Annotated in this window: 22 protein-coding genes; 11 read left to right on the top strand and 11 right to left on the bottom strand. The window is 69.2% G+C overall.

Annotated features, from left to right (window positions below; all coding sequences use genetic code 11):
• Positions 1–4 precede the first annotated feature (4 nt).
• On the bottom strand, positions 5–1,120 hold the full coding sequence (locus tag GTW51_RS11280; protein ID WP_163044025.1) for a molybdopterin-binding domain-containing protein: 1,116 nt from the start codon (positions 1,118–1,120) through the stop codon (positions 5–7).
• A 74-nt stretch (positions 1,121–1,194) separates the two neighbouring features.
• Positions 1,195–1,566: a 4a-hydroxytetrahydrobiopterin dehydratase gene (locus GTW51_RS11275; RefSeq protein WP_203566030.1), complete on the bottom strand. Its 372-nt coding sequence runs from the start codon at positions 1,564–1,566 to the stop codon at positions 1,195–1,197.
• Between the two features lie 72 nt (positions 1,567–1,638).
• Between GTW51_RS11275 and GTW51_RS11270 the strand changes: the two genes are divergently transcribed.
• From GTW51_RS11270 to fae, 7 genes are all read left to right on the top strand, one after another.
• Positions 1,639–2,622: a beta-ribofuranosylaminobenzene 5'-phosphate synthase family protein gene (locus GTW51_RS11270; protein ID WP_163044023.1), complete on the top strand. Its 984-nt coding sequence runs from the start codon at positions 1,639–1,641 to the stop codon at positions 2,620–2,622.
• A gap of 71 nt (positions 2,623–2,693) precedes the next feature.
• On the top strand, positions 2,694–3,590 hold the full coding sequence (locus tag GTW51_RS11265; protein WP_163044022.1) for an NAD(P)-dependent methylenetetrahydromethanopterin dehydrogenase: 897 nt from the start codon (positions 2,694–2,696) through the stop codon (positions 3,588–3,590).
• Positions 3,587–4,702 (top strand): ATP-grasp domain-containing protein, encoded by a 1,116-nt coding sequence (locus GTW51_RS11260; RefSeq protein ID WP_163044021.1) that lies wholly within the window; start codon positions 3,587–3,589, stop codon positions 4,700–4,702. Before GTW51_RS11265 ends, GTW51_RS11260 begins: the two co-directional genes overlap by 4 nt.
• Positions 4,699–5,670, top strand: coding sequence for a methenyltetrahydromethanopterin cyclohydrolase (gene mch, locus GTW51_RS11255; RefSeq protein WP_163044020.1), 972 nt, complete (start codon positions 4,699–4,701; stop codon positions 5,668–5,670). Before GTW51_RS11260 ends, mch begins: the two co-directional genes overlap by 4 nt.
• Positions 5,671–5,677: 7 nt before the next feature.
• Positions 5,678–6,634, top strand: a complete 957-nt coding sequence (locus GTW51_RS11250; protein WP_163044019.1) for an ATP-grasp domain-containing protein — start codon at positions 5,678–5,680, stop codon at positions 6,632–6,634.
• Entirely contained in the window at positions 6,631–7,494 is an 864-nt protein-coding gene (locus GTW51_RS11245) for a triphosphoribosyl-dephospho-CoA synthase (RefSeq protein WP_163044018.1), read from the top strand. Before GTW51_RS11250 ends, GTW51_RS11245 begins: the two co-directional genes overlap by 4 nt.
• 241 nt (positions 7,495–7,735) lie before the next feature.
• On the top strand, positions 7,736–8,245 hold the full coding sequence (gene fae, locus GTW51_RS11240) for a formaldehyde-activating enzyme (protein WP_163044017.1): 510 nt from the start codon (positions 7,736–7,738) through the stop codon (positions 8,243–8,245).
• Between the two features lie 187 nt (positions 8,246–8,432).
• On the opposite strand, the gene GTW51_RS11235 is transcribed toward fae, so the two are convergent.
• Positions 8,433–9,128 carry a HisA/HisF-related TIM barrel protein gene (locus tag GTW51_RS11235; protein ID WP_163044016.1) on the bottom strand — a complete coding sequence of 232 codons (696 nt, stop codon included), beginning with the start codon at positions 9,126–9,128 and terminating at the stop codon, positions 8,433–8,435.
• A 71-nt stretch (positions 9,129–9,199) separates the two neighbouring features.
• Between GTW51_RS11235 and GTW51_RS11230 the strand changes: the two genes are divergently transcribed.
• From GTW51_RS11230 to GTW51_RS11220, 3 genes are all read left to right on the top strand, one after another.
• Positions 9,200–10,228, top strand: coding sequence for a hydantoinase/oxoprolinase family protein (locus tag GTW51_RS11230; protein WP_203566029.1), 1,029 nt, complete (start codon positions 9,200–9,202; stop codon positions 10,226–10,228).
• Between the two features lie 56 nt (positions 10,229–10,284).
• Entirely contained in the window at positions 10,285–10,821 is a 537-nt protein-coding gene (locus GTW51_RS11225) for a DUF1993 domain-containing protein (protein WP_163044015.1), read from the top strand.
• Positions 10,822–11,160: 339 nt separating this feature from the next.
• Positions 11,161–12,084 carry a diguanylate cyclase domain-containing protein gene (locus GTW51_RS11220; RefSeq protein WP_246232988.1) on the top strand — a complete coding sequence of 308 codons (924 nt, stop codon included), beginning with the start codon at positions 11,161–11,163 and terminating at the stop codon, positions 12,082–12,084.
• 64 nt (positions 12,085–12,148) lie between these two features.
• Here the strand turns inward: GTW51_RS11220 and GTW51_RS11215 are convergent, their stop codons facing one another.
• The 8 genes from GTW51_RS11215 to GTW51_RS11180 form a co-directional block, all read right to left on the bottom strand.
• Positions 12,149–14,377: a xanthine dehydrogenase family protein molybdopterin-binding subunit gene (locus GTW51_RS11215; RefSeq protein WP_163044013.1), complete on the bottom strand. Its 2,229-nt coding sequence runs from the start codon at positions 14,375–14,377 to the stop codon at positions 12,149–12,151.
• Positions 14,374–15,366 (bottom strand): FAD binding domain-containing protein, encoded by a 993-nt coding sequence (locus GTW51_RS11210; RefSeq protein ID WP_163044012.1) that lies wholly within the window; start codon positions 15,364–15,366, stop codon positions 14,374–14,376. The genes GTW51_RS11215 and GTW51_RS11210 overlap by 4 nt, the downstream gene beginning before the upstream one ends.
• Positions 15,363–15,884, bottom strand: coding sequence for a 2Fe-2S iron-sulfur cluster-binding protein (locus GTW51_RS11205; protein ID WP_343033998.1), 522 nt, complete (start codon positions 15,882–15,884; stop codon positions 15,363–15,365). The genes GTW51_RS11210 and GTW51_RS11205 overlap by 4 nt, the downstream gene beginning before the upstream one ends.
• Before the next feature lie 171 nt (positions 15,885–16,055).
• Entirely contained in the window at positions 16,056–16,631 is a 576-nt protein-coding gene (locus GTW51_RS11200; RefSeq protein WP_163044011.1) for a DUF447 domain-containing protein, read from the bottom strand.
• Between the two features lie 43 nt (positions 16,632–16,674).
• A complete protein-coding gene (locus tag GTW51_RS11195; protein ID WP_246232986.1) occupies positions 16,675–18,093 on the bottom strand; it encodes a DUF6513 domain-containing protein in 1,419 nt (472 codons plus the stop codon).
• Between the two features lie 82 nt (positions 18,094–18,175).
• Complete coding sequence (locus tag GTW51_RS11190; RefSeq protein ID WP_163044010.1) at positions 18,176–18,817, bottom strand: amino acid kinase family protein; 642 nt, start codon at positions 18,815–18,817, stop codon at positions 18,176–18,178.
• A gap of 146 nt (positions 18,818–18,963) precedes the next feature.
• The gene (locus GTW51_RS11185) at positions 18,964–20,037 is read right to left on the bottom strand and encodes a (5-formylfuran-3-yl)methyl phosphate synthase (protein ID WP_163044009.1); all 1,074 of its coding nucleotides are present in this window, start codon (positions 20,035–20,037) and stop codon (positions 18,964–18,966) included.
• On the bottom strand, positions 20,034–20,462 hold the full coding sequence (locus GTW51_RS11180; RefSeq protein ID WP_343033997.1) for a DUF3280 domain-containing protein: 429 nt from the start codon (positions 20,460–20,462) through the stop codon (positions 20,034–20,036). Before GTW51_RS11180 ends, GTW51_RS11185 begins: the two co-directional genes overlap by 4 nt.
• 297 nt (positions 20,463–20,759) lie before the next feature.
• Between GTW51_RS11180 and GTW51_RS11175 the strand changes: the two genes are divergently transcribed.
• On the top strand, positions 20,760–21,962 hold the full coding sequence (locus GTW51_RS11175) for an ABC transporter substrate-binding protein (RefSeq protein WP_425483246.1): 1,203 nt from the start codon (positions 20,760–20,762) through the stop codon (positions 21,960–21,962).
• Positions 21,963–22,096 lie beyond the last annotated feature (134 nt).

The raw sequence follows: 22,096 nt of genomic DNA, 5'->3' as shown, positions 1-22,096 counted from the left end.
GTGTTCATGCGGCCGCTCCCGTCGTCACGTCACCGAGGGCGGCAGCGATGGCCGCAAGCAGATCGGCGGCACGCGGCAGCGTTCCGGTTTGTGTCGCCGCGAACGGCACGAAGCTGCCGAAGCGCTCGTTGTGGAGGACGCCGTCATGATCGCGCCCCGCCATTGCCGCGTCGAAACGGATCTTTGGCGGATTGGCCCAGCTCGCCGCGCCCCCACCGATGGCGATAACCGGCAGCCGGCCCGACCATTCCGGCTCCGGCGAGGCCGCGCCGGCAAGACCCGAAACGTGGATGGCGAGATCGGCTTCGCCCGAGGCGATCAGCTGCCCGGCCTCGTGGAGGTCGGGGTCATGGTCGGCAAAGCCGCGCCCGAAGCCGACCCGCAGCGGAAAGCCGGTCGTCCAGGTCGCCGCCAATGCGGCGCCGAAGGCCTGGCCCGGCCCGAACAGCGGCAGGCTGGTGAAGCGGGTTTCGGCGTTGAGGTCGAAGACGAGGCCGGCCAGCATCTCGATGGCCAGCTCGTCCATGCCGGCGACGGCGAAGATCGCGCAGCCGAAGCCGGCCTCCTTCATCCATGCGGCGACAGCCTCGGCCTGCTCACCGGCGATCGGCCCCTCGCCGAAGCGATGACCGGCGGCGGCGGCGCGGATCATCGCCAGCGCGTCGGCGATGCCGTCCGCCGGGCAGACGACGGGCTCGATGGCGCCCGGAATGTCGGCACTGCTCTCGGGTCCGCCGAGCCAGCGGATCTCGCGCTTGCCGCGCGTCGCCTTGCCGAGGTCGGGCTCATGCCTGAACAGGAAGTCCGGCAGGTCGGGCGACGTCGCGAAGGCGTCGCCGACGATCAGCACGCGGTCGGCGCGCCGACGGATCTCGGCGGGGGCGCCGATCATCATGCCGCTGTCGCGGATCGCGGTGACCGCCGGATAGATCGCGGCGGATGCCTGATGGTCGATCACCGCCCCGGCGATCCTGGCAAGGCCGAGGGCGGCCCGGATTCCGGCGATGTCGGTCGCAAGGCCCGTCACCACCGGCAACCGGCTGCCACCGATGAGCGCTGCCGCAGCAGCGACGGCTTCCGGCTCCGATCCCGGCCGGCCGTCGATCCATGCATGGTTCAAAACGAATCGCTTCCTGTGCCCTGGCGCCAAGATACCGCCCCGACCGGTGAGGTCAAAGGTCCCCGCCGTCCGGCCTAGTGCTTGTCGTACTTGATATAGGCAAAGCGCGGGTCGTCCGGCGTGCCGGAAAGCGGCCCGTCTTCCTTGCCCGGCTGCCAGCTGACGACTTCCTCGATCTTTTTGGCCAGCGCGAAATCGGCGTCCGTGATGCCCTTGGCGGCGTGGTTCATCAGCCGCACCTCGACCCAGGCGTAGGACGCGGTGATGTCGGGATGGTGGAACGCCGCCTCGGCGAGATGGCCGACCGTGTTGATCACCATCAGCGTGCCCTTCCAGCCATGCGTCTTGTAGGTCCGCCGGATCCAGCCGTCCTCGAGCCGCCATGTCGGCAGCTCCTTCGCCAGCCGTTCGGTGACCTCCTGGTCGGTGTAGGTCTTCGCTGCCATGGCCATCTCCCCTTGCCGCATCCGTGCTTGCCCCGATAATAGGGTGCGGGCACCCGGAAGGCAGGGGACAAATTGACAGAGGACGTCGTCAGCGTCTCGGCGCCCGCGCGCCTGCATCTCGGCTTCCTCGATCCGGGCGGCCGATCGGGCCGGCGATTCGGCGGAATCGGGCTGGCGCTGGCCGAGCCGGCGACCCGCCTGTCGATCCGCCATGCGCCCGAGGATCGGGCCGACGGGCCGGAGGCCGAGCGCGCCCTCGGCCATCTCCAGGCCATGCGCCGGCATCTCGGCCTCGGCGACCGGCGCTATGAACTCACGTTTCTGGAAACCATCCCGCCGCATGCCGGGCTCGGTTCCGGCACCCAGCTCGCTCTGGCCGTCGCGACCGCCTTGCGGGCGATCGAGGGCCTGGCGCCGGACCCCGCCGGCGATGCCGCGCGGCTCGGGCGGGGCAATCGCTCCGGCCTCGGCGCCGCTTTCCTCAGCGCCGGCGGCGTGGCGGTCGACGGCGGCAAGGGGCCGACCGACGCGCCGCCGCCGATCATCGCCCGGCTGCCGTTTCCCGACGCCTGGCGGGTGCTGCTGGTCCTCGACCCCCGCACCGAAGGGTTTCACGGCGAGGACGAGCTCAAGGCCTTCGCCAGCCTGCCGGCCTTCGCCGAGATCGACACGGCCCTGATCTGCCGCCTCGTGCTGCTCGAGGCGCTGCCCGCGCTGGCGGAGGCCGACATCGCCGGTTTCGGCGCTGCCATCGCGACGATCCAGCAGATGGTCGGCAGCCATTTTGCTCCGGCCCAGGGCGGTGTCTTCACCAGCCCGGCGGTGGCGCGGATATGCGCCATGCTCGCCGCCGAAGGTGCCCACGGGATCGGGCAGAGTTCCTGGGGCCCGACCGGCTTTGCCTTCGCGGCCTCGCCGGAAGAAGCCGATCGGCTGTCGCGCACCGTCTCTGACGCGGTGGCGGAGGCGGGGCTGACGCTGCGCGTCGTCGCCGGCCGCAATGGCGGCGCGCGCATCGAGCGCTCGCCGCTCCGGCGCGTCGCCGGCACCGGCTGAAGTCCGCCGCCCCACATCGACAATTCCGACGCCCGTATCGCGGGTAACCGATAGCGAACTGGAGGAAAACCATGGCCGACAAGAACATCCTGCACATGCTGACGCCGCACAAGCACGTCAGCCCGTTCGACGTGAACATGGCGCTCGACGCCGGCTATGACGCGGTATTGCCCTATGAGAAGGTCGAATTGGGCGACATCGGCGATCTCGTCCAGGACATCATCTTCTCGCGCCCGCCCAATGTCGGCGTGCGGAGCGCCGTGTTTTTCGGCGGCGACGACGCGGTGCTGGCGCTCGACATGATCGATGCGGCCAGGAAGGCACTGGTGCCGCCCTTCGGCTGCAACATCATGGCCGACCCGGCCGGTTCGTTCACCACGGCCGCGGCGATGGTCGCCTGCGTCGAACGGACCCTGAAGAACAAGAAGCAGAAGGCGCTCAAGGACGTCACCATCGCCGTCTTCGGCGCCACCGGCGTCGTCGGCTACTGCGCCGCCGTGATCGCCGCGCTGGAAGGCGCGAAGGTCAAGATCGTCGGCTATAGCGGACTGGAGCGGGTCGAGGCGCGCGCCCGGGAGATGAAGGAACGCTTCGGCGCCGACGTCGAGGCGGTGGACGGGTCGAGCGACGAGAAGAACACGGCGATCGTCAAGGAGGTCGAGGTGATCCTCTCGGCCGCCAAGGCAGGCGTCCAGGTGCTCGGCGCCGACCAGTTGAAGGCCGCGACGCGGCTGCTCGTGGCGGCCGACGTCAATGCCGTGCCGCCACTGGGGCTCGATGGCATCGACGTGATGGCCGACGAGGAGCCGATCCCGGGCACTGACGCACTCGGCATCGGCGCGCTGGCCGTCGGGCCGATGAAGTCCAAGACCGAATATGGGCTGCTGAAGCGCATGATCGAGGCGAAGGAACCGCAGGTTCTCGACTTCCGCGACGCCTTCCAGCTTGCGCGAACGCTCGTGTCGTGAGCGACCGGCCTTCCGTCCTCGTCGCTGCCTTCTCGGCGCGGCAGATCGCCGAGAGCGCCCGGCTCGCAGGGATCGACGCGCTGGCGCTCGACTTCTTCGGCGACAGCGACCTGGCGGCCGCCGCCCTTCGCAGCGAGGTGCTGCACGGCCACTACCCGGACGGGTTCGACGCCGACGCGCTGATCGTGGCGCTCGAACGCCTGGCGGACGGCATGGCGCCGGTGGGCTTCGTCTACGGTGCGGGCTTCGAGGACCGGCCGGAACTGCTGGCGGCGATCGGTGCGCGCTGGCCGATCCTCGGGACGGATGCCAGCACGCAGCGACGGCTGAAATACCCGGAAGCCTTCGCCGCATTGTGTGCGGAGGCCGGTGTTCCGCATCCGCCGATCAGCCGTGATCCGCCCGCCGATCCCGCCAACTGGCTGTCGAAGAAGATCGGCGGCGCTGGCGGCAGCCATGTCGTGGCGGGTGATCATCCGCCGGCGCCGGACCGGTATTACCAGCGCTTCGTCGCCGGCGATCACGTCTCGCTCGCCTTCGTGGCGGCCGGCGAACGCTGCGCCTTCCTCGGCTTCACGCGGCAGTGGACCGCCCCGTCCACCGCCGAGCCCTACCGCTATGGCGGCGCGGTGGGGCCGCTCGCGGATCCGGGACCGCGAGGGCCCGCAATGCAGGCCGCGGTCGCGGCGATCCACGCGCGGTTGCCGCTCGTCGGCCTCGCCAGCGCCGATTTCGTCCTCTCAGCGGACGGGCCGGAGCTGCTGGAGATCAACGCAAGGGCCGGCGCGACGCTCGACGTCTTCGAGAGCGCGGCCCAACCGCTGCTGGCGCTGCATCTGGCGGCCTGTCGCGGCGAACTGCCGGAGCGTGTATCAGGCCCCGGGGCGATCCGCGCCGCGGGCCTTGCCTGGGCGGACAGCGACATCAATCTGCCGGCGGGCTTTGCCTGGCCGGATTTCAGCCGCGACCGCACGACGCCGCCGGCAAGCTTTGCCGCCGGCCAGCCGCTGTGCACGGTGGTCGCCGAGGCGGAAACGGAAGAGGCCGCAACGGCGCTGTTCGAACGGCGCGTGGCGGAATTGAGAGAACGATTCGAGAGGAAAGCGGCATGAGCCGGACGGAAACCTTGTCGGTCAATGCGGGGGCGCTCCCGCTGATCGAGACGATGCGGGCGCGGGCCGCCGAACTGCGCGTCGCGTTCGCCACCGGCGCTGCCGGCGAAACGCTGATCGATGCCGGCGCCAGCGTCCAGGGCAGCCTCGAGGCCGGGCGGCTGATGACCGAGATCTGCCTCGGCGGCCTCGGCGAGGTGGCGATCGGCACGTCGCCCGGTCTGGCGCGCTGGCCGTTCACGCTGACGGCGCGCACCGCGAGCCCCGTCATCGCCTGCCTCGGCAGCCAGTATGCCGGCTGGCAGCTCGTCAGCGAGGAAGGCGAGGAGAGCTATTTCTCCATGGGCTCCGGCCCCGCCCGGGCGCTGGCCGGCCGCGAGGCGCTGTTCAAGGACATCGCCTATGCCGACCGCAGCGAATTCGCCGTGCTGGTGCTGGAGGCCGGCGGCCCGCCGCCGGAGCCGCTGGTCCGCCGCATCGCCGCCGATTGCGACGTCGCGCCGGAAAACCTCACCATCGTCTACGCCCCGACCCAGAGCCTTGCCGGCTCGGTGCAGATCGTCGGGCGCGTCGTCGAGGTGGCGCTGCACAAGGCGCACGAGCTGAAATTCGACCTGACGCAGATCGTCGAGGGCATGGGCACGGCGCCGCTGCCGCCGCCGCATCCGGACTTCATCACCGCCATGGGCCGCACCAACGACGCCGTCATCTATGGCGGGCGGATCCTGCTGCACGTCAACGGCCCGGCGTCGGAGGCCCGGCGTCTCGCCGAGAATCTGCCGAGTTCCACCGCCAGCGACCACGGCACGCCCTTCGCCGAAATCTTTCGCCAGTATGACGGCGATTTCTACAAGATCGACCCGATGCTGTTCTCGCCGGCGGAAGTCGCCGTGGTGGCGCTCGAGACCGGCGAGACGTTCCGGGGCGGGGAAATCCACGCCGCCCTCGTCGACGCCTCCTTCGGCTGAGCCGACCATGCAGATCCCGGCGCCGCAGGCCAAAAAAGTCCCGCGAATCCTCCTCGTCACCGCGGGGATCGACCGGCATGCACGCGAACTGATCCGCGCCTTCGGCGATCGCGGCGCCGAGATCCGCGTCGTCGAGCTTGCGGCGATCGGCTTCGACACCGGCGCGCCGCACGGGCTGGCGATACCGGGCTTCCCGGACGCCCTGCCGGACGCGGTGTGCCTGCGGACGATGGACGCCGGCAGCTTCGAGCAGGTGACGCGGCGGCTCGGCGTGCTGCATGCGCTGTCGCGCGTCGGCGTCATCGTGTCCAACGATGCAAAAGCCGTCGAGAACTGTGTCGACAAGTCGACGACCAGCTTCCTGCTGGCGCGCGCCGGCGTTCCCAGCCCCCGCAGCTACGCTGTCGAGACAAGAGCGGAGGCGGCCCGGCTCATCGCCCGCGAGGCCCGGCCGATGGTGCTGAAGCCGCTGTTCGGGGCGCAGGGCAAAGGGCTGAAGCTGATCGCCGCCGAGGCCGACCTGCCGGCGGAGTCCGAGACCGCCGGCGGCGTCTACTATCTGCAGCATTTCGCCGGCGTGGCCACGAACGGCCGCTTCGCCGACATCCGCATCCTCGTCTCCGACGGGCGAGTCGTCGCCGCCATGCGGCGCGAATCCGCCGGCTGGATCACCAACATCAAGCAGGGCGCCGAGGCGCTGCCGATGCCGCCGGACCCCGAATTCGAGGCCCTGGCGATCGCCGCGACCCAAGCCGTCGGCGGCGATTTCTGCGGCGTCGACCTGCTGCGCGACGAGGCCGGGCGCGCGCAGGTCATCGAGGTGAATTCGATGCCGGCCTGGACCGGGCTGAAACGCGCCAGCGGCAAGGACATCGCCGGCATCCGCGCAACCGATCTTCTGGCGCGGATCGCGGCGACCGGCCGGAGTGCGGCGGCGGCGGCCGAGCCCCTCGCGGCGTCATGAGCCTCGAGCCAGGCGCCATCGAGGCCGCCTTCCTCGCCGCCTGCCGCGCCGAACTGGACGCGGTCAAGCCCGGCAACGTCCATCGCTTCGCCCCCGGCCACGGCATGGAAGCCGCCACCTTCGAGGCAGCGGCCGCGGCAGCGGCGCCGTTCGTTGCGCAACCGGGCGCCGGGGTCGGCGCGCGCATTCTCGGGGCGACGCAAGCCAGTTGGACATCGGTCGGCGTCAACGCCAATCTCGGCATCCTGCTGCTCGCCGCGCCGCTCGCCGCCGCCGCCGAGACCGCGAGCGGACGTGGCGTGGAGGCCTTGCGCGCGGCGCTGGCGCAGGTGCTCGCGAAACTCACGGCGAAGGATGCGGCGGACGCCTTCGCGGCCATCGCCCTCGCCTCCCCCGGCGGCCTTGGGGAAGCCGCCGAGCACGACGTCCGCCAACCGCCGTCGATCGGCCTCGTCGCGGCGATGCGGCTCGCCAGCGGCCGCGATCTCGTCGCGCGCCAATATGCCGACGGGTTCGCGGACATCTTCGACATCGGCCTCCCGGCGCTGAGGGCCTCGGAAGGGGCGCCCGCCGCCCCCGGGCTCGGCCCCGCGCTGGACGCCTATCTCGCCTTCGCCAGCTGCTTTCCCGACAGCCACGTCGCGCGCAAATATGGCGAGCCGTGCGCCGAGGCATTGCGCCTGCGCATGGCCGATTTCACCCATGGCCTGGGGCTGATCACCGAGCCCGCCGACGCGCTGTCGGCAGCCCTCGCCTTCGACGCTCAACTGAAGCGCGAGAAGCTCAATCCCGGGACCTCCGCCGACCTGACGGTTGCCAGTCTTTTTGCGAGATTCCTTGCGGAAGCATGGTGGGAATGATTGACTGTCGGCCATCGGGGTCCATCTTGACTCCGGCGCTATCTGGCTAACCGGTCCCCTGGGGGACGCCGCCAACAAGGGTAGCCGTTGCCGGACCGAAGGGTCTGGCGAAAGGGAGGACGGCACCGTTACGACCCCACAGGTCGTGGCGAATGGTTGGCCTTTCTGGATTCGGAAGTTCTTAGCCGGCCGGCAACAACGCCGGGCAGGTTAGCGCAACGTATTTTTGGAGGAACTGCTCATGGCAACCATCAACAAAGTGATGGTCGGCGAATCGCTCGTCGGCGAAGGCAACGAAGTTGCCCACATCGACCTGATCATCGGACCCCGGGGTTCGGCCGCGGAATCGGCATTCTGTAACTCGCTGACCAACAACAAGGACGGCTTCACCACCCTCCTCGCCGTGGTCGCGCCGAACCTTCCCTGCAAGCCGAACACCGTGATGTTCAACAAGGTCACCATCAAGGGCGCCAAGCAGGCCGTCCAGATGTTCGGCCCAGCCCAGACCGCCGTCGCGCGCGCCGTCGCCGATTCCGTCGAGAAGGGCATCATCCCGGCTGCCGAAGCCGACGACCTGTTCATCTGCGTCGGCGTCTTCATCCACTGGGAAGCCGAGGACGACGCCAAGATCCGCGACTACAACTACCAGGCGACGATGGAATCCATCGAGCGCGCCATCAAGGGCACGCCGACCGCCGCCGAAGTCGTAGCCAAGAAGGGTACCGCATCCCATCCGTTCGCCGGGGCTTAGACAAGAGACCATCCCGGGGAAGACACCAAGCCGGCGATGCCCGCCGGCCTTCTCCGGCGATTGGCCGCCAAATTCGGGTTCCAGTAGAACCCGGTCTTCCATCCGAGGACGACGACAGGAAGGGGCCCCGTGGCCCCTTTTTCGTGGCCGAAGCGTTGCGGCACATGGCGGCGTGTCAGCGGATGGACTAGGCGCCCTGCTTGAGGCTGGCGACGTCGAGCCGCCCGTCATGCAGCGCCGTGGACACCAGCGCGCCGGCGATGCCGGCAGCCCAGAGCGCCGCGACGTCACCGGAATGACGGACGCCACCCGCGGCGAAAACGCTGCGTCCTCCCGCCCGCCCGGCGATATCCGCCAGCCGTGCGAGGTCCGGCCCGGCGCCGCTGCCGACCTTCGCCAGCGTCATGACGACGACGCGCTGCGGCCAGCATGCGGCGTCTTCCAGAAGATCGGCCGGGCCCAGAAATTCATCGCCCCGGAAGTCGAGCGACAGCACCGCCCGGCCCTCGCCGGCAAAGCCCGCCGCGACGGACGCATCGTCGATCGATTCCGATCCGATCACCGCGACCTGGCGCGGCACCTGGAGGATCCCTTCCACATCCGACCGCGTCCGAACCCCGGCATCGATCCAGAACTGCGTCTGCGGAAACGCCTGCAGGAGGTCCGCCAGCGCCGCCGCGTTCGGGGCCCTGCCCTCGATGCCGTCGAGATCGGCGATGTAGATCGCGGGAAAATCCGCCAGCGTCATCAGCCCCTTCGCCACCGCCACCGGTTCGGCGCCGGCGGCGAGCGGGGTGACGATCGGCCGGTAATTGGCCCGGTCGCCGCCGGCGCCGCGAACCACGACGCCGTCCTTGATGTCGAGTACCGGAATGATCTGCATGTTGCCTTCGGCTCGCGCCGCCGTCGTTCGATGCTATAGGAAGGGCCGTAGCAGAAACGGACGGGCAAGGCATGACGAGAGTGCTGGGGTGGGACGTGGGCGGCGCGCATCTGAAGGCGGCGCTCGCCGACGGGGACCGTATCGTGAAGGTCTGGCAGGAACCGAGCCCGATCTGGCAGGGCCTCGACCGGCTCGACGACGCGCTGGCGACGATCCTCGCCGAGGTCGAGGCGGTCGACCGCCACGCCGTCACCATGACCGGCGAACTCTCCGATGTCTTTTCCTCGCGCAGCGAGGGCGTCGCGGCGCTGACGCGGCTGTTCGCGGATAAGCTGTCGGGCGACGTCGCGGTCTATGCCGGCGATGCGGGGTTCGTCAGCCCCGAGGCGGCCGGCGAACACGTCGCCCGGATCGCCTCGGCGAACTGGCATGCGAGCGCCACGCTCGCCGCCGGCGCCATCGAGGAGGCGCTGTTCCTCGACATGGGCTCGACCACCACCGACATCATCCCGGTCGCCGGCGGGACGGTGCGGGCCACCGCCGCCACCGACGCCGAACGGCTGGCGGCGGGCGAGCTGGTCTATCAGGGTTTCACCCGCACCGCGCTCATGGCCGTCGCCAGCGAGGTGCCGTTTTCCGGCCGCCTCGTGCCGGTGATGAACGAGTTCTTCGCCAGCATGGCCGACGTGCAGCGCGTCGTCGGCACGCTCGACGAGGCCGACGACCTCTATCCCGCCGCCGACGGCCAGGCGAAGACGCTGGAGGGCTCGCGCCGGCGCCTCGCCCGCATGATCGGCATGGATGCCTCGGACGGCACCGACGGCGCCTGGGAATGGCTGGGACACGCCTTCGCCGAGGCGCAGGTCCGCCGCATCCACGACGCGGCGCTGCGGGTCCTGTCGCGGGAGGATCTGACCGACGACGCGCCGGTGGTCATCGCCGGTGCGGGCCGGCCTGTGCTGCGCCGGCTGGCGGCGCGGCTCGATCGCGGCGTCGTCGACTTCTCCGACCTTCTGGACTGCCCGGCTGAAAGCCGGGAAGCCGTCTGTCGGGCAGCCCCGGCGGCGGCGCTGGCGCTGCTCGCCGCCCGGCGCGGCTGAGCGGACGATCGCCAGCGGCGGCGCCGCGCAGAAACCGGTACCGAGGAGGAAAGACCATGTCGCTCTATACGCTTGTTGTCCCGACCTTCACCCAGATGCTGGGATCGCTCTCCGGCTTCCTCGAGAAGGCGGAGACCCATCTGGGCGACGCCGCGCCGGACATGCTCGACGCGCGGCTCGCGCCCGACATGTTGCCGCTCGCCGACCAGGTCCGCTTCAGCTGCATCCAGGTGGTGGAGGCGCTCGCCCGGCTGCAGGACAAGGACGTGCCCCCGCCCCTGGCACGCCAGGATACGATAGCGGCGATGCAGTCCCAGATCGCCGAGACCCGCTCAGCGCTTCGCGCGGCGTCGGCGCAGGATATCGATGCCGGTGCGGAGCGCGTCGTCGACCTCCGTCTGCCGAACGGCATGGCGTTCCGGATGAGCGGAGCGGAGTTCGTCCGCGACTGGGCGCTGCCGCAGTTCTATTTTCACGTGGTCACCGCCTACGCGATCCTGCGGCATCTTGGCGTCGATCTCGGCAAGGCCGACTACGTCCGGCACATGGCGGCCTATCATGTGCCGGGCGTCGTAGGCTCCGCCGAGTCCTGAGCGACACGGCGAGTGGCCGCCCCCTGACCAGCCGAGCACTTGCGTGGCCGGCTAACGACGCGTTAACCCTGTCGCCGATAGATTGGGCTCGGTTACGAGAACGGACGCGAGGATCGATGGCAGAACATCCGACGAGACCTGCAGCCTGCGGCAACGGATTCGGCCGCGCTGCACGCTCTTGCCATCTGTCATTTGCATTGCAGTCAGGCGTTGCACCATGATGAACCGGTTCTGCCGTCCGCCATGGCCAGGTCTGTCGTGAGATCGAGCGCTGCCGTTCGAACTGCGGAGCCGGAGGCGCTGGCTGCCCTGCATCGCAGGGTCGCGGCGCAGGAGGCGTTGATCCGTCGACAGGCGGCGGCTCTCGCCCGCAGCCGGGAAGTCTTCGAGCGCGCCTCTGCCGCTGCCCGGATTGGGGTCTGGGAATGCAACCTGGCCGACCATGCGCTCACCTGGACCGACGTGGTCTACGACATCTTCGACCTGCCGCGCGGCGTGCCGCCGGTCCGCGAACTGACCCTCGAATGCTATCCGCCGGACTCCCGCCAGGCGCTCGAGACGCTCCGCAGCCGTGCGATCGAGGAAAGCAGCGGGTTCACGCTCGAAACCGAGATCGTCAGCGCCGCCGGCAAGCGCCGCTGGATCCGGATCACCGCCACGGTCGAGTCCGAGGATGGCAAACCGGTCCGGATCTTCGGAATGAAGCAGGACATCACCGAGGAAAAGCTCCTCCTCGAACAGACCCGCTATCTGGCCGAATTCGATGTCATGACCGGCCTTGCCAACCGCAGTCGCTTCCAGGCCGGACTTGCGACGCTCGCTGAAGGCGCAACGGGCGCTCTCCTGCTGGTCGATCTCGATGGCTTCAAGGCGATCAACGACAGTTTCGGGCATGCCATCGGCGACGACTGCCTGAAGGTCATCGCGACGCGGTTGAAGGAGCTAGGGGGTGACGCCGAACTCGTCGCCCGCATCGGCGGCGACGAGTTCGCGCTTCTCGTCGGTCCGACGACGTCCGACGACGCCGTCACGACTCTCGCCGAAACCATCGTCAGCGCGCTGGGGCGGCCGATCGGATGCGGCGGCATACAGTCCACCATCGGTGCCTCGATCGGCATCGCACGAGTTGGCGACTGCAGCGCGGCCGACCTGTTCGTCCGTGCCGACATGGCCCTCTATGCGGCCAAGGAAAGCGGCCGCAACACCCACCGGATGTTCGAGCCGACCATGATGTTGGAGCGGCGCAGCAACCGCGCCGCCTGACGAGTTGCCTAAAACCGCCTGTCAGCGGGAACGGGCGACGTGATGTCGCCCGTTCCCGGCCCGGTCATGCAGCGTCGGCAATCTCGTCGGGCATGCCGGCGAGTACCTTGTCGAGCGTCATCGGGTAGCTCCGCACCCGTGCGCCGCACGCATTGTAGATCGCGTTGGTCACGGCGGCGCCGACGCCGGCCAGCGCCAGTTCGCCGATGCCCTTGCCGGCCAGCGGGCTTGCATGCGGGTCGCGCTCTTCCAGCAGCACCACCTCGAGCTGGGGAATGTCGAGATTGACCGGCACGTGGTACTCGGCGAGGTCGTGATTGACCAGGAGACCGGTGCGCTTGTCCGTCACCAGCTCCTCGGTCAGCGCCGAGCCGATGCCCCAGATCTGGCCGCCATAGCACTGCGACTTGGCGGTCTTCTCGTTGAGGATCCGACCCGCCGCCGCGACCGTCAGGAGCCGCCGAACGCGCGTTTCGCCGGTGACGGAATTGACCGCCACTTCGCAGAAATGCGCGCCATAGCTCGCCTGGTGGTGCGACTTGGAGGTCTTGCCCGGCTCGATCGTGCCGGTTGCCGACAGGCTTTCGCCGGCGAGAATCTCCGCATACGGGATCTGCCGGTTGCCGGCGATGGCGAAGCCGTCCTTCAGCGTCAGCCCGTCCGCGTCGACGCCGAGCCGCTTGGCCAGCGTGCCGATCAGCTCTTCGCAGGCGACATAGACCGAGGAGCCGGCGCTGTTGGCACCCCATGAGCCGCCCGAGCCGGACGAAGCCGGCAGCGACGTGTCGCCGAGCACGACGTCGACCCGATCGAGCGGCAGGCCGAGCATCTCGCCGGCGATCTGCTGCAGGATCGTGTAGGTGCCGGTGCCGATGTCGGTCATGGCGGTGCGCACCGTGGCGCGACCGTCCGGCGACAGCTCGACTTCCGCCGACGATTTCATCAGCGAGTTCGCCCGCGACGCCGACGCCATGCCGTAGCCGATCAGCCATTCGCCATCGCGAACGGTGCCGGGCTTGGCGGGCCGCTTGTCCCAGCCGAACAGCCTGGCGCCCTCGGCGTAGCACTCGACGAGCATGCGCGAGGAGAACGGCAGATCGTCCTGCGGCATGACATCCGGCTCGTTCATTCGCCGGAAAGCCACCGGGTCGAGACCCAGTTTTTCCGCCATCTCGTCCATGGCATTCTCCAGCGCCAGCATGCCGACAGCCTCGCCCGGCGCGCGAACCGCCGACGTCATCAGCACGTCCGTCTCGCACAGCCGGTGGGTGATCTTGCGATCCTTGCCGGCATAAAGGAACACGCTGGAAACGCCGGCCGGCTCGAAGAAGCCGTTGCCGGGGGAATTGGCCGCCCAGGTCTCGTGGGCGAAGGCGGTGATCTGTCCCGCCTTGGTGGTACCGATGCGGATCCGCTGGATGGTCTCCGAACGGCGCGACGTCGCCTGGAACACCGTCTGCCGCGTCAGCGCCAGCTTGACCGGCCGGCCGGCCGCCTTGGCGCCGAGCGCCGCCAGCACGCCGTCGGGTCCGATGCCGAGCTTGTTGCCGAAGCCGCCGCCAATATAGGGGCTGAGCAGCCGGACATTCTTGACCGGCACGCCGACACCGCTCGCGATCTGCTGGACGTTGGTCTCCAGCAGCTGGCAGGACGACCACACCGTCAGCTGGTCACCGTCCCACTTGGCGACCGTGGCCTGCGGCTCCATCGCCGCCGAATGCTGGCTGGGCGTCGTGTAGGTCTGGTCGAACTTCACCTCAGCCGCTTCGAACGCTTTCTCGAAATCGCCGCGCCCGGTGTCCGAGGGCATGACGCCCCGCTGTGACGGCACGCCGGTATGCTGCACCTTGGCGAGGTCGTAACGTCCCTCGGTCGGCTCGTATTCGATGGTCACCAGCTTGGCGGCATGGCGGGCGGCCTCGAAGCTCTTCGCGACGACCAGTGCCACCGGCTGGCCGTAATGGAAGACCTCGCCGTTGATCGTCTGCGCCGCCGGGCTCATCGGCTGCGCCGATGCACGCAGGATCTTGTCGCCGTCGACCACCGCCAGCACGCCCGGCGCCGAAAGTGCCGCCAGCGTATCCACCGAGACGATCTTGCCCTTGCCGATGCCGGCCGTGACGACGAAGCCGTAACCGACCTCCTCGCCCTTCAGGTGCTCGTAGGCGTAAGGCGCCGTGCCCGTCACCTTCAACGGCCCCTCATAGCGGTCGGCGGGCTTGCCGATGACGCCCTGCGTGTCGCGGTCGAGACGGGTCTCGCCGATCGCCTTGTCCATCACATGGGTGTTCATGCGGTCGCTCCCTCGGTGGTCGCTTCGCGCAGCACGGCAGCGAGCGTGCGCCGCGTCAGCGGAATCTTGAAATCGTTCTCGCCCTGGCCCGTGGCATCCTTCAGGAGGATGTCGGCAGCCTTGGCGAAAAGCGCCTTCGATGGCGTCTGGCCGACCAGTGCAGCTTCCACCGCCGCATCGCGCCATGGCTTGTGGGCGAGCCCCCCGAACGCCAAGCTTGCTTCGGCGATCTTGCCGCCGTCCATGCGGATGACCGCCGCCACCGAGACGAGCGCGAAGGCGTAGGACGCCCGGTCGCGCACCTTGCGGTAGAGCTGCACGCCGCCGACAGGCTTCGGCAGCAGGACCGCGGTGATCAGCTCGCCCGGCTCGAGATTGGTCTCGATCTCCGGCGTCTCGTCCGGCAGCCGGTGGAAATCCTCGATCGGGACTTCCGCGGTCGAGCCGTCGGTCTTGCGCGTCTCGACCGTCGCGCCGAGCGCGCGCATCGCCACCGCCATGTCGGACGGATGCGTGGCGATGCACTTGTCGCTGGCGCCGAGGATCGCGTGGATGCGATTGAAGCCGCCGATGGCGCCACAGCCGGAGCCCGGCTCGCGCTTGTTGCAGGGCGCCGTCGTGTCATAGAAATAATAGCAGCGAGTGCGCTGCAGCAAATTGCCGCCGGTCGTCGCCTTGTTGCGCAGTTGCCCGGAGGCGCCGGCGAGAAGCGCCCGCGACAGCACCGGATAGTCGCGGCGCACGCGCTCGTCGGCGGCGAGATCGGAATTGGCGACCATCGCCCCGATCCGCAATCGGCCGTCGTCTTCGACCGTGATGTCCTTCAGCGGCAGGCGGCTGATGTCGATCAGCCCGTCTGGCGTCTCGACTTCCAGCTTCATCAGGTCGAGGAGATTGGTGCCCCCGGCGATGAACCGTCCCATCGTGGTGCCGGAGAGGCGGACGGCGTCGGAGACGTCGGCGGCGCGGTTGTACTCGAAGGATTTCATGCCGATTCCCCCGTCTTGGCGGCCTTGCCGCTGGCCGTCCGGATGGCGTCGACGATGTTCGGATAGGCCGAGCAGCGGCAGAGATTGCCGCTCATCCGCTCGGAGATCTCTTCGTCGGAGAGTTCGGCGCCGCCGTCGAGGCTGGCGCTGACATTGCTCGGCCAGCCCTTGCCGACCTCGTCCAGCATGCCGGTCGCCGAGACGATCTGGCCGGGCGTGCAGTAGCCGCACTGGAAGCCGTCATGATGCAGGAAGGCCTCCTGCATCGGGTTGAGGTTGCCCGGCGTGCCGAGCCCCTCGATCGTGGTGATCGCGTCGCCCTCGTGCATCACCGCCAGCGTCAGGCAGGAATTGATCCGCCGCCCGTCGACCAGCACCGTGCAGGCGCCGCACTGGCCGTGGTCGCAGCCCTTCTTCGTCCCGGTCAGCGCCAGATGGTCGCGCAGCGCATCGAGCAGCGTCGTCCTGACGTCCACGTCGAGCTGGTGCTCGGTGCCGTTGATGGTGAGATTGATCACTGTGAAGTCCCCTGTCCCATCGTCCCGGTGACCGGCCCGCGCGGCGCCAGTCTGGAACGGTTCGAAATCAGGGGATCAACGAGCAGGAGCGGGATTGGTTCGACGCTGCGACGCTGTGTTCACTGCTGAGGCGTGCGATCTGGCAAGCTCGCGGCGTCGGGGGCTGGAAGCTCAGCCCTCCCCCTCCACCCTCGCCAGATGGTCGATCACCTTCTCCAGCAGCCAGTACCAGGCCTGTTCCTCGTCGGGGCCGGCGGTCTTGTCGATGGCGATCTTGAGATACGCGATCTCGTCCTCGATCTTCTCGGCCGGCAGCATATGCAGCCGACTGACCAGGATCGCCGCCTCCAGCACCGCCGCCTTGGCGCGGTTCATGCCCTGGAACGGCCGGTGCTGGCCGGAGGCCGCCACCCGGCAGGAAAAGCGCGGCCGCGTCGCGTCCTCCTTCACCGAGACCACTTCGAGCACGTCGTGCGACAGCGCCGCCTCCAGCCGCGGCACGCGGCAATCCGGCACCGCCGCGAGCGGCCAGTCGCGGCGCCCGGTCAGGCAGCCGGCGAAGATCTTCGCCTCGTCGGTGTAGTTGACCACGGCGATCCCCGTCGCCTCGATATTGGCGAGCGTCGTCGACGGGCGGAACGGCGCGATGATCCAGTGGTCGCCGTCCTCTATGATGCCGAGCGGCGCGATGTGGACCGCGCCGTCGTCCGAGATCGTGGTGAGGATGGTCTCGCGGATAAGGGGCATCGCGGGCTCTCTGCTGTCTGAGTTGTCCTGGACGACCGGCCGCTCAGGCGGGCGGCTTCTTCGCCTTCAGCGTATGGCCGGCGGCTTCCAGCCGGGTGCGGTCGTCCTCGCGCGGCGGCGCCGCGGCGCCGAAGTCGAGCGCCGTGTCCTGCGCGTAGCGCTTGCCGAGGCGCCAGGCGATCTCGGCCTTCTGCAACTCCGCCCCGAGATAGAAGGCATGACCGGTATCGTTCTCCACCTCCAGGTGCGGGAAGAACTCGAAGGCGTCGGTCTCGATGAAGTGGCCGTCGCGATTGTAGAGATGAATCCCGTCCTCGGCCGTCTCGATCCGGTAGTTGCGGTCCTTGATGGTCGCGGCCTGCTCGACGAGTTCGGCCGGAGTCACCGCAAACGGCTTCAGGTCGTGGACCTGCAGCAGCGCCGCCGAATAGCCGCGCGGCAGCGCGCCATCCTCGCGCGCGGCGAACATCATCCGGCGCGCCGCGTCGTGCTCCTCCACCGTCGCCCGCGTGTGCGGGCTGACATGCACGACGAGGAGGTTGCGGATCGACAGTTCCGAGCAGATGCCGAGCAGGGTCGCGGTGATCCCCGACGTGTCGGCGTCGGTGAGCTCGGTGAGGTTGCCCGTCCCCATCAGGATTTCGACATCCGGGAAGGATTCGCGCAGCCGGTGATAGCGCACCAGCGAGGCGGCAAAGCCGAAATGGATCGGGTCGAGGATCGGGTCGGCGATGAAGTCGATGCCCATGTCGCGAGCCTTGCCGATCGCCCGTTCCAGCGAGGCAAAGTCGTGCGGCCTCGCCGGCACCAGGATCGGCACGGCGTTGCCGTCGCGGGCAATCGACAGCGTCTCCTCGGTGAGGCTCAGCAGGAAGTCCGCCCCGGCGCGGTTGCCGCGCGACAGCTCGTCCGGATTGGCGGAATCGACACTGACGCGGTGCCCCGCCGCCTTAAGCGCCTGCACGGACGCCTCCAGATGCGCGAACGGCGTGTCGGGCAGGCAGCCGAGATCGATCACGTCGGCACCGGCGGCCCGCATGGGTTCGGCCCGGCGGACGATCTCGTCGACCGACAGCGCGGACGCGTCGACGATCTCCGCGAAGATCCGCATGTCGTGGCGCGACAGGTCCGGCGGCGTGCCCTTGCGGCCGAGAAAGGCCGGCAGGTCGGCGAGCTCGTCCGGCCCGCGCACGAACGGCACGCCGAAGCTCGCCGCCAGCTGGTCGAGATCGGCGCGGCAGCGGCCGGGCAGGATGACGCGGTCCGCCTCGACCGGCCGCTTCAGGCGCCGCTCGATGATCTCGCCGGTGGCGAGCGCCGCGACCTTCACGCCGATATCGGCGATCGCCCAGGCGAACGCGGTTTCGCCGAGGCCGGTCAGCACCCGTTCGAGCCGGGGCCGGGCCAGATGCCCGGTGACAAAGAGCAGTCGTTCCGTCGCCATGCCGGCTATGTCGACCATCCGGGCGCCGATGGAAAGCCGGGTGCGCGGATCGGCGCGCCGCGTCGCGCGAATATGGCTTTCGGCCTCCCTCCGTGACGCCTCATCCGGCCAGAGCCGGAACCGCCGCAGGCTGGCCTGCCACGCATTGGCCGGGCACCTCGCCCTCTTCCAGCCGCAGCCCGGCCGAGGCCAGATCGGCCGGGCCGGCGAAATACACCGGCGTAACCGGTTCCAGCAGCCTGGCGAAACACTCGTCGACGAGATGCGCGCCGACCAGCGCGTCCACCGTGGCGCTGTCCGGCACGTCGATCTGCTTGACGAGGCAGAGGCGCGCGCCTTCCAGCCGGCCGGCCAGCCAGGCCGCAAGGCTGTCGGAGGTGACGCACCAGTCCTTCGGGATCGCCGGATCGGCGAGCACCATGTCGCGCGGCATCCAGACCGGGATCTTGCCGTCCGAAAGGGCCGCGAAGATGGCCTCGGTCGTGCCCGCCCTCACCATGCGGGTGCCGATACTGGCCAAGGCGCAGCCGAATTGCTCCATGGCAAGGATCGCCATTTCGTGCGCCGCTTCGTCGTCGTAGCCGATGCGCTGCTGGTAGCGGCGGACGGTGTTGGCGAAAGGCCCGCCGCCGGGAACGATCACGACGGGAATGCGCGCCTTCTCCACCGCCCTGACCCAGCGCGCGAGATCGGGAGAGGCGACGCAGCTGCCGCCGAATTTCACGACCACGATATCCTTCATGCCCTCGCCCTTCCCTGTCGCGTTTCCCTGGCACGCCGGTCGGCATGCATCCACGGCGACCTGTCCCGGCCGCTTCCTGGCTTCAGGAAACAAATCGATCCCGTTGCGGAAACGTAAAGGCCCGGGCGCCGCAACCTGCCGGAGAATCAGGCTCGAGGCGCGTCGCCCGCCTCGCGCCGTCGGGTGATCTCGACGCCGACGGACCGTGGCCCGAGTTCCAGCTTCTCGACCCGGACGGTCACCTCGCGTACGCGGGCGTCGGCGAGGATCGTCCGCGCGAGTTCGAGCGCCAGCGTCTCGACGAGATCGGTATGGCCGCTTTCCGCCAAAGCGCGGATCGCGTCGATGATGACGTCGTAGGAATAGACCCCGCCGATCGACCGGGCATCGGGCGCGATCGGGTCGATCTCCGCCTCGACCGAGAACCGCACAAGCTGCTTCCGCCCGCGCTCGTGGCCATAGGCGCCGATCTCCAGCGCCAGGTCGAAATCGCGCACGAAGATGCTGTCGCCCGCGCCCACCGCGGTTGGTTCGCCACCGGCGCTCCCCTCCACCGGGATCAACGCGCGGATCGCCTGCACCGCCGCCAGCGTCACCGGCCCGTCGCGCGGCCCCTCCGTCAGCGCACCGCGAAAGCCGAGATAATCGGGCTTGAGGACGGCAAGCCGCGCCACGTCCGGCGGCTCGAGCGAGCCGGCGAGCCCGCTCATCAGCCCCAGTTCGCGCGTCCGCCGCACGAACTCCCCGAGCTTGGCCGGCGAGAGCGAGGCGGTCAGCCGGCCGCTCGACTTGCCCAGCGTGTCGATCATAGCCCCGGCGAAACCGGCCTCGGCCAGCAGCGGGAGGAGCGCGAAATCCGGGTCACCATCGGCGAAGAACACGGCGATCAGGCGGGTGCGCTTGGCCAGCGGCCGCAGCGCCTCGATGACGGCACTCCGCGCCTCCCGGCTTGCCGGAAACAGCCCGATCTTCACGTAGTCCGCCGCCAGCCGCGCGGTCACCTCGCGCACGACGATGTCCGGCTCCATCGGCAGGTCGCCCGCCACCGCCGAGACCGGACGCCGCCCGGCGACGGCGCGCAGCGTCGCGTCCAGCACCGCCGGCGTCGCCGCACCCAATGCGCCGAGGCGCGGGTCCTTGAGGTCGACGAAATCGGCCCCCCCTTCGATGACGATAGCCGCTTCCTCCGGCCCGGTGACGCTGGCCAGCAGCCGGATCAACGCGCGTCCTCGAGCTGCCCGGCGAGAACGTTCTCCCAGAGATAGGCGAGCCCGCGCCGCCAGCTCTCGTCGCTGTTGGAGCGGATGTCGGCGCTGCCGCGGGCGAGCGGCCGGCCGGTCTCGACGTCGAAGGCATAGGCGTTGATGTTGAGGATCAGGTTCGAGACCTTCTGCACCGATCCGGTGACGGCGATCTCGGCGCCGACTTCCCTGGCGAAGCTCAGCGCGCAGTTGCCGCAGCTCTCCAGATGGTGCGACAGCGCCTTGTCGCGCACCGGCGCGATGTCGACGATCGTGTAGCCGTCGAGCCCGCCGATGTCGTCGCGCAGCCGCGGCGCCATGGTCGCGAGCCGCGCCTGCTCCGCCGGATTCTCGCCCATCATCGAGCCTTCGAGACTGGAATCGATCAGCTCGAAATCGAACACCGCCACCGTCCTGTCGGCGGCGAAAGCCGGACCGGCGAAGAGAACGGCGAGAACAACAACGGGAAAAAGTCGTGCTTGTCTTCCGCGGTGGGCTCCGCGACACAATAGGAATTCGATCATCCCGGTCCTCCTCTACGCACGGCCCACCGTTCGACCGGGCAGACTTAGCGTGAAGGATGACGGGGAGCAAAGACGATTTTGTAAGAAGGGCTTACGCTGGGAGGCGTCGCCCCGGGAGGAAGTGCCTTGCACGCGATGCTCAGAAACACGTTCGGATCCCTGCTTCTCGGTGCCGCGATGCTGGCGCCGATGCCGGGTCTCGCCCAGGATACCGCGCCGGCGGCAGGTGCTACCGCGACCACGCCCGGCCAGAACCAGATGCAGTCGGTGCGGATCGGGTTCCTGCGCACCTACGAGCGCACCTTGGCCCTGTCGGTGCTCGACATCCCGCCGGAGGACATCGGCCTTGCCGGCGCCAATCTCGCTATCGCCGACAACAACACCACCGGCTCGTTCATGGGCCAGCAATTCGAGCTCGAGGTCGTCACGCTGGCACCGGGCGACGACGCCGCGGCCGCGGCGCGCCAGATGCTGGCGGACGGTCTACAGTACATCGTCACCGACCTGTCCGCCGACGACACGCTGGCCGTCGCCGAGCTGGCGGGCGAGACCGACACGCTGGTGTTCAACGCCGGGTCGCTCGACGACCGGCTGCGCGGCGAGGCCTGCCGGGCCAACTTGCTGCACACCGCACCGTCCCGCGCCATGCTGACCGACGGCATCGCCCAGTATCTGATGTGGAAGCAGTGGCGGAACTGGGCGCTCGTCGCAGGCGAGCACGAGGGCGACCAGCTCTTCGCCGAAGCGATGAAGAAATCGGCGACAAAGTTCGGCGGGACGATCGTCGGCGAGAAGATCTTCGAGGACGCGGGCGGTGCGCGCGCCACCGATTCCGGCCAGGCGCTGGTGCAGCGCCAGATCCCGGTGTTCCTGCAGGATCTGCCGGATCACGACGTGCTGCTCGTCGCCGACGAGAGCGAGGTGTTCGGCACCTACGTCCCCTGGCGCAACTGGGTGCCGCGGCCGGTCGCCGGCACCGCGGGCCTCACCGCCGGCTCGTGGCATCCGGCCAGCGAGCAGTGGGGCGGCGCGCAGATCCAGAACCGCTTCGAGGACATGGCCGAGCGGCGCATGCAGTCGAAGGACATGCAGGTCTGGACGGCGATCCGGGTGATCGGCGAGGCCGCGTCGCGGACGCAGTCGACCGACCCCGCGGCGCTCGCCGAATTCATCAAGGGCGAGGATTTCGCCATCGCCGCCTTCAAGGGCCAGCGCCTGACCTTCCGCAACTGGGACTGGCAGCTGCGCCAGCCCATCCTGCTCGGCACCGAGGATTCGGTGGTCTCGGCCTCGCCGCAGGAGGGCTTCCTGCACCAGGTCTCCGAACTCGACACGCTCGGCGTCGACGAGCCCGAGACCGAGTGCAGCTTCGACGACTAGCCGAAGCCTCGGGCCGCCCGGCCAGGGACTTGACGGGAGCGGGTCGCACGGCGCTTTTCGGCGTGCGAGAATGGGTCGCGGCGCGCCGAGCCCCGCCCCCGCAACTCGTCGCAACAGGATTGGCCGCCGCGCTC

Origin of the sequence: Aurantimonas aggregata (assembly GCF_010500835.1) — a bacterium.
GTDB lineage: Bacteria > Pseudomonadota > Alphaproteobacteria > Rhizobiales > Rhizobiaceae > Aurantimonas > Aurantimonas aggregata.
Note: the sequence above shows the minus strand (reverse complement) of the source record. Positions and strands in the feature narration are given on the sequence as shown.

What these genes read in the sequence shown, in the direction of transcription:
- GTW51_RS11275 (WP_203566030.1), bottom strand. Translation starts at nt 1,566, where the DNA reads ATGGCAGCGAAGACCTACACCGACCAGGAGGTCACCGAACGGCTGGCG.
- GTW51_RS11265 (WP_163044022.1), top strand. Translation starts at nt 2,694, where the DNA reads ATGGCCGACAAGAACATCCTGCACATGCTGACGCCGCACAAGCACGTC.
- mch (WP_163044020.1), top strand. Translation starts at nt 4,699, where the DNA reads ATGAGCCGGACGGAAACCTTGTCGGTCAATGCGGGGGCGCTCCCGCTG.
- GTW51_RS11250 (WP_163044019.1), top strand. Translation starts at nt 5,678, where the DNA reads ATGCAGATCCCGGCGCCGCAGGCCAAAAAAGTCCCGCGAATCCTCCTC.
- GTW51_RS11245 (WP_163044018.1), top strand. Translation starts at nt 6,631, where the DNA reads ATGAGCCTCGAGCCAGGCGCCATCGAGGCCGCCTTCCTCGCCGCCTGC.
- fae (WP_163044017.1), top strand. Translation starts at nt 7,736, where the DNA reads ATGGCAACCATCAACAAAGTGATGGTCGGCGAATCGCTCGTCGGCGAA.
- GTW51_RS11235 (WP_163044016.1), bottom strand. Translation starts at nt 9,128, where the DNA reads ATGCAGATCATTCCGGTACTCGACATCAAGGACGGCGTCGTGGTTCGC.
- GTW51_RS11230 (WP_203566029.1), top strand. Translation starts at nt 9,200, where the DNA reads ATGACGAGAGTGCTGGGGTGGGACGTGGGCGGCGCGCATCTGAAGGCG.
- GTW51_RS11225 (WP_163044015.1), top strand. Translation starts at nt 10,285, where the DNA reads ATGTCGCTCTATACGCTTGTTGTCCCGACCTTCACCCAGATGCTGGGA.
- GTW51_RS11215 (WP_163044013.1), bottom strand. Translation starts at nt 14,377, where the DNA reads ATGAACACCCATGTGATGGACAAGGCGATCGGCGAGACCCGTCTCGAC.
- GTW51_RS11210 (WP_163044012.1), bottom strand. Translation starts at nt 15,366, where the DNA reads ATGAAATCCTTCGAGTACAACCGCGCCGCCGACGTCTCCGACGCCGTC.
- GTW51_RS11200 (WP_163044011.1), bottom strand. Translation starts at nt 16,631, where the DNA reads ATGCCCCTTATCCGCGAGACCATCCTCACCACGATCTCGGACGACGGC.
- GTW51_RS11195 (WP_246232986.1), bottom strand. Translation starts at nt 18,093, where the DNA reads ATGGTCGACATAGCCGGCATGGCGACGGAACGACTGCTCTTTGTCACC.
- GTW51_RS11190 (WP_163044010.1), bottom strand. Translation starts at nt 18,817, where the DNA reads ATGAAGGATATCGTGGTCGTGAAATTCGGCGGCAGCTGCGTCGCCTCT.
- GTW51_RS11175 (WP_425483246.1), top strand. Translation starts at nt 20,760, where the DNA reads ATGCTGGCGCCGATGCCGGGTCTCGCCCAGGATACCGCGCCGGCGGCA.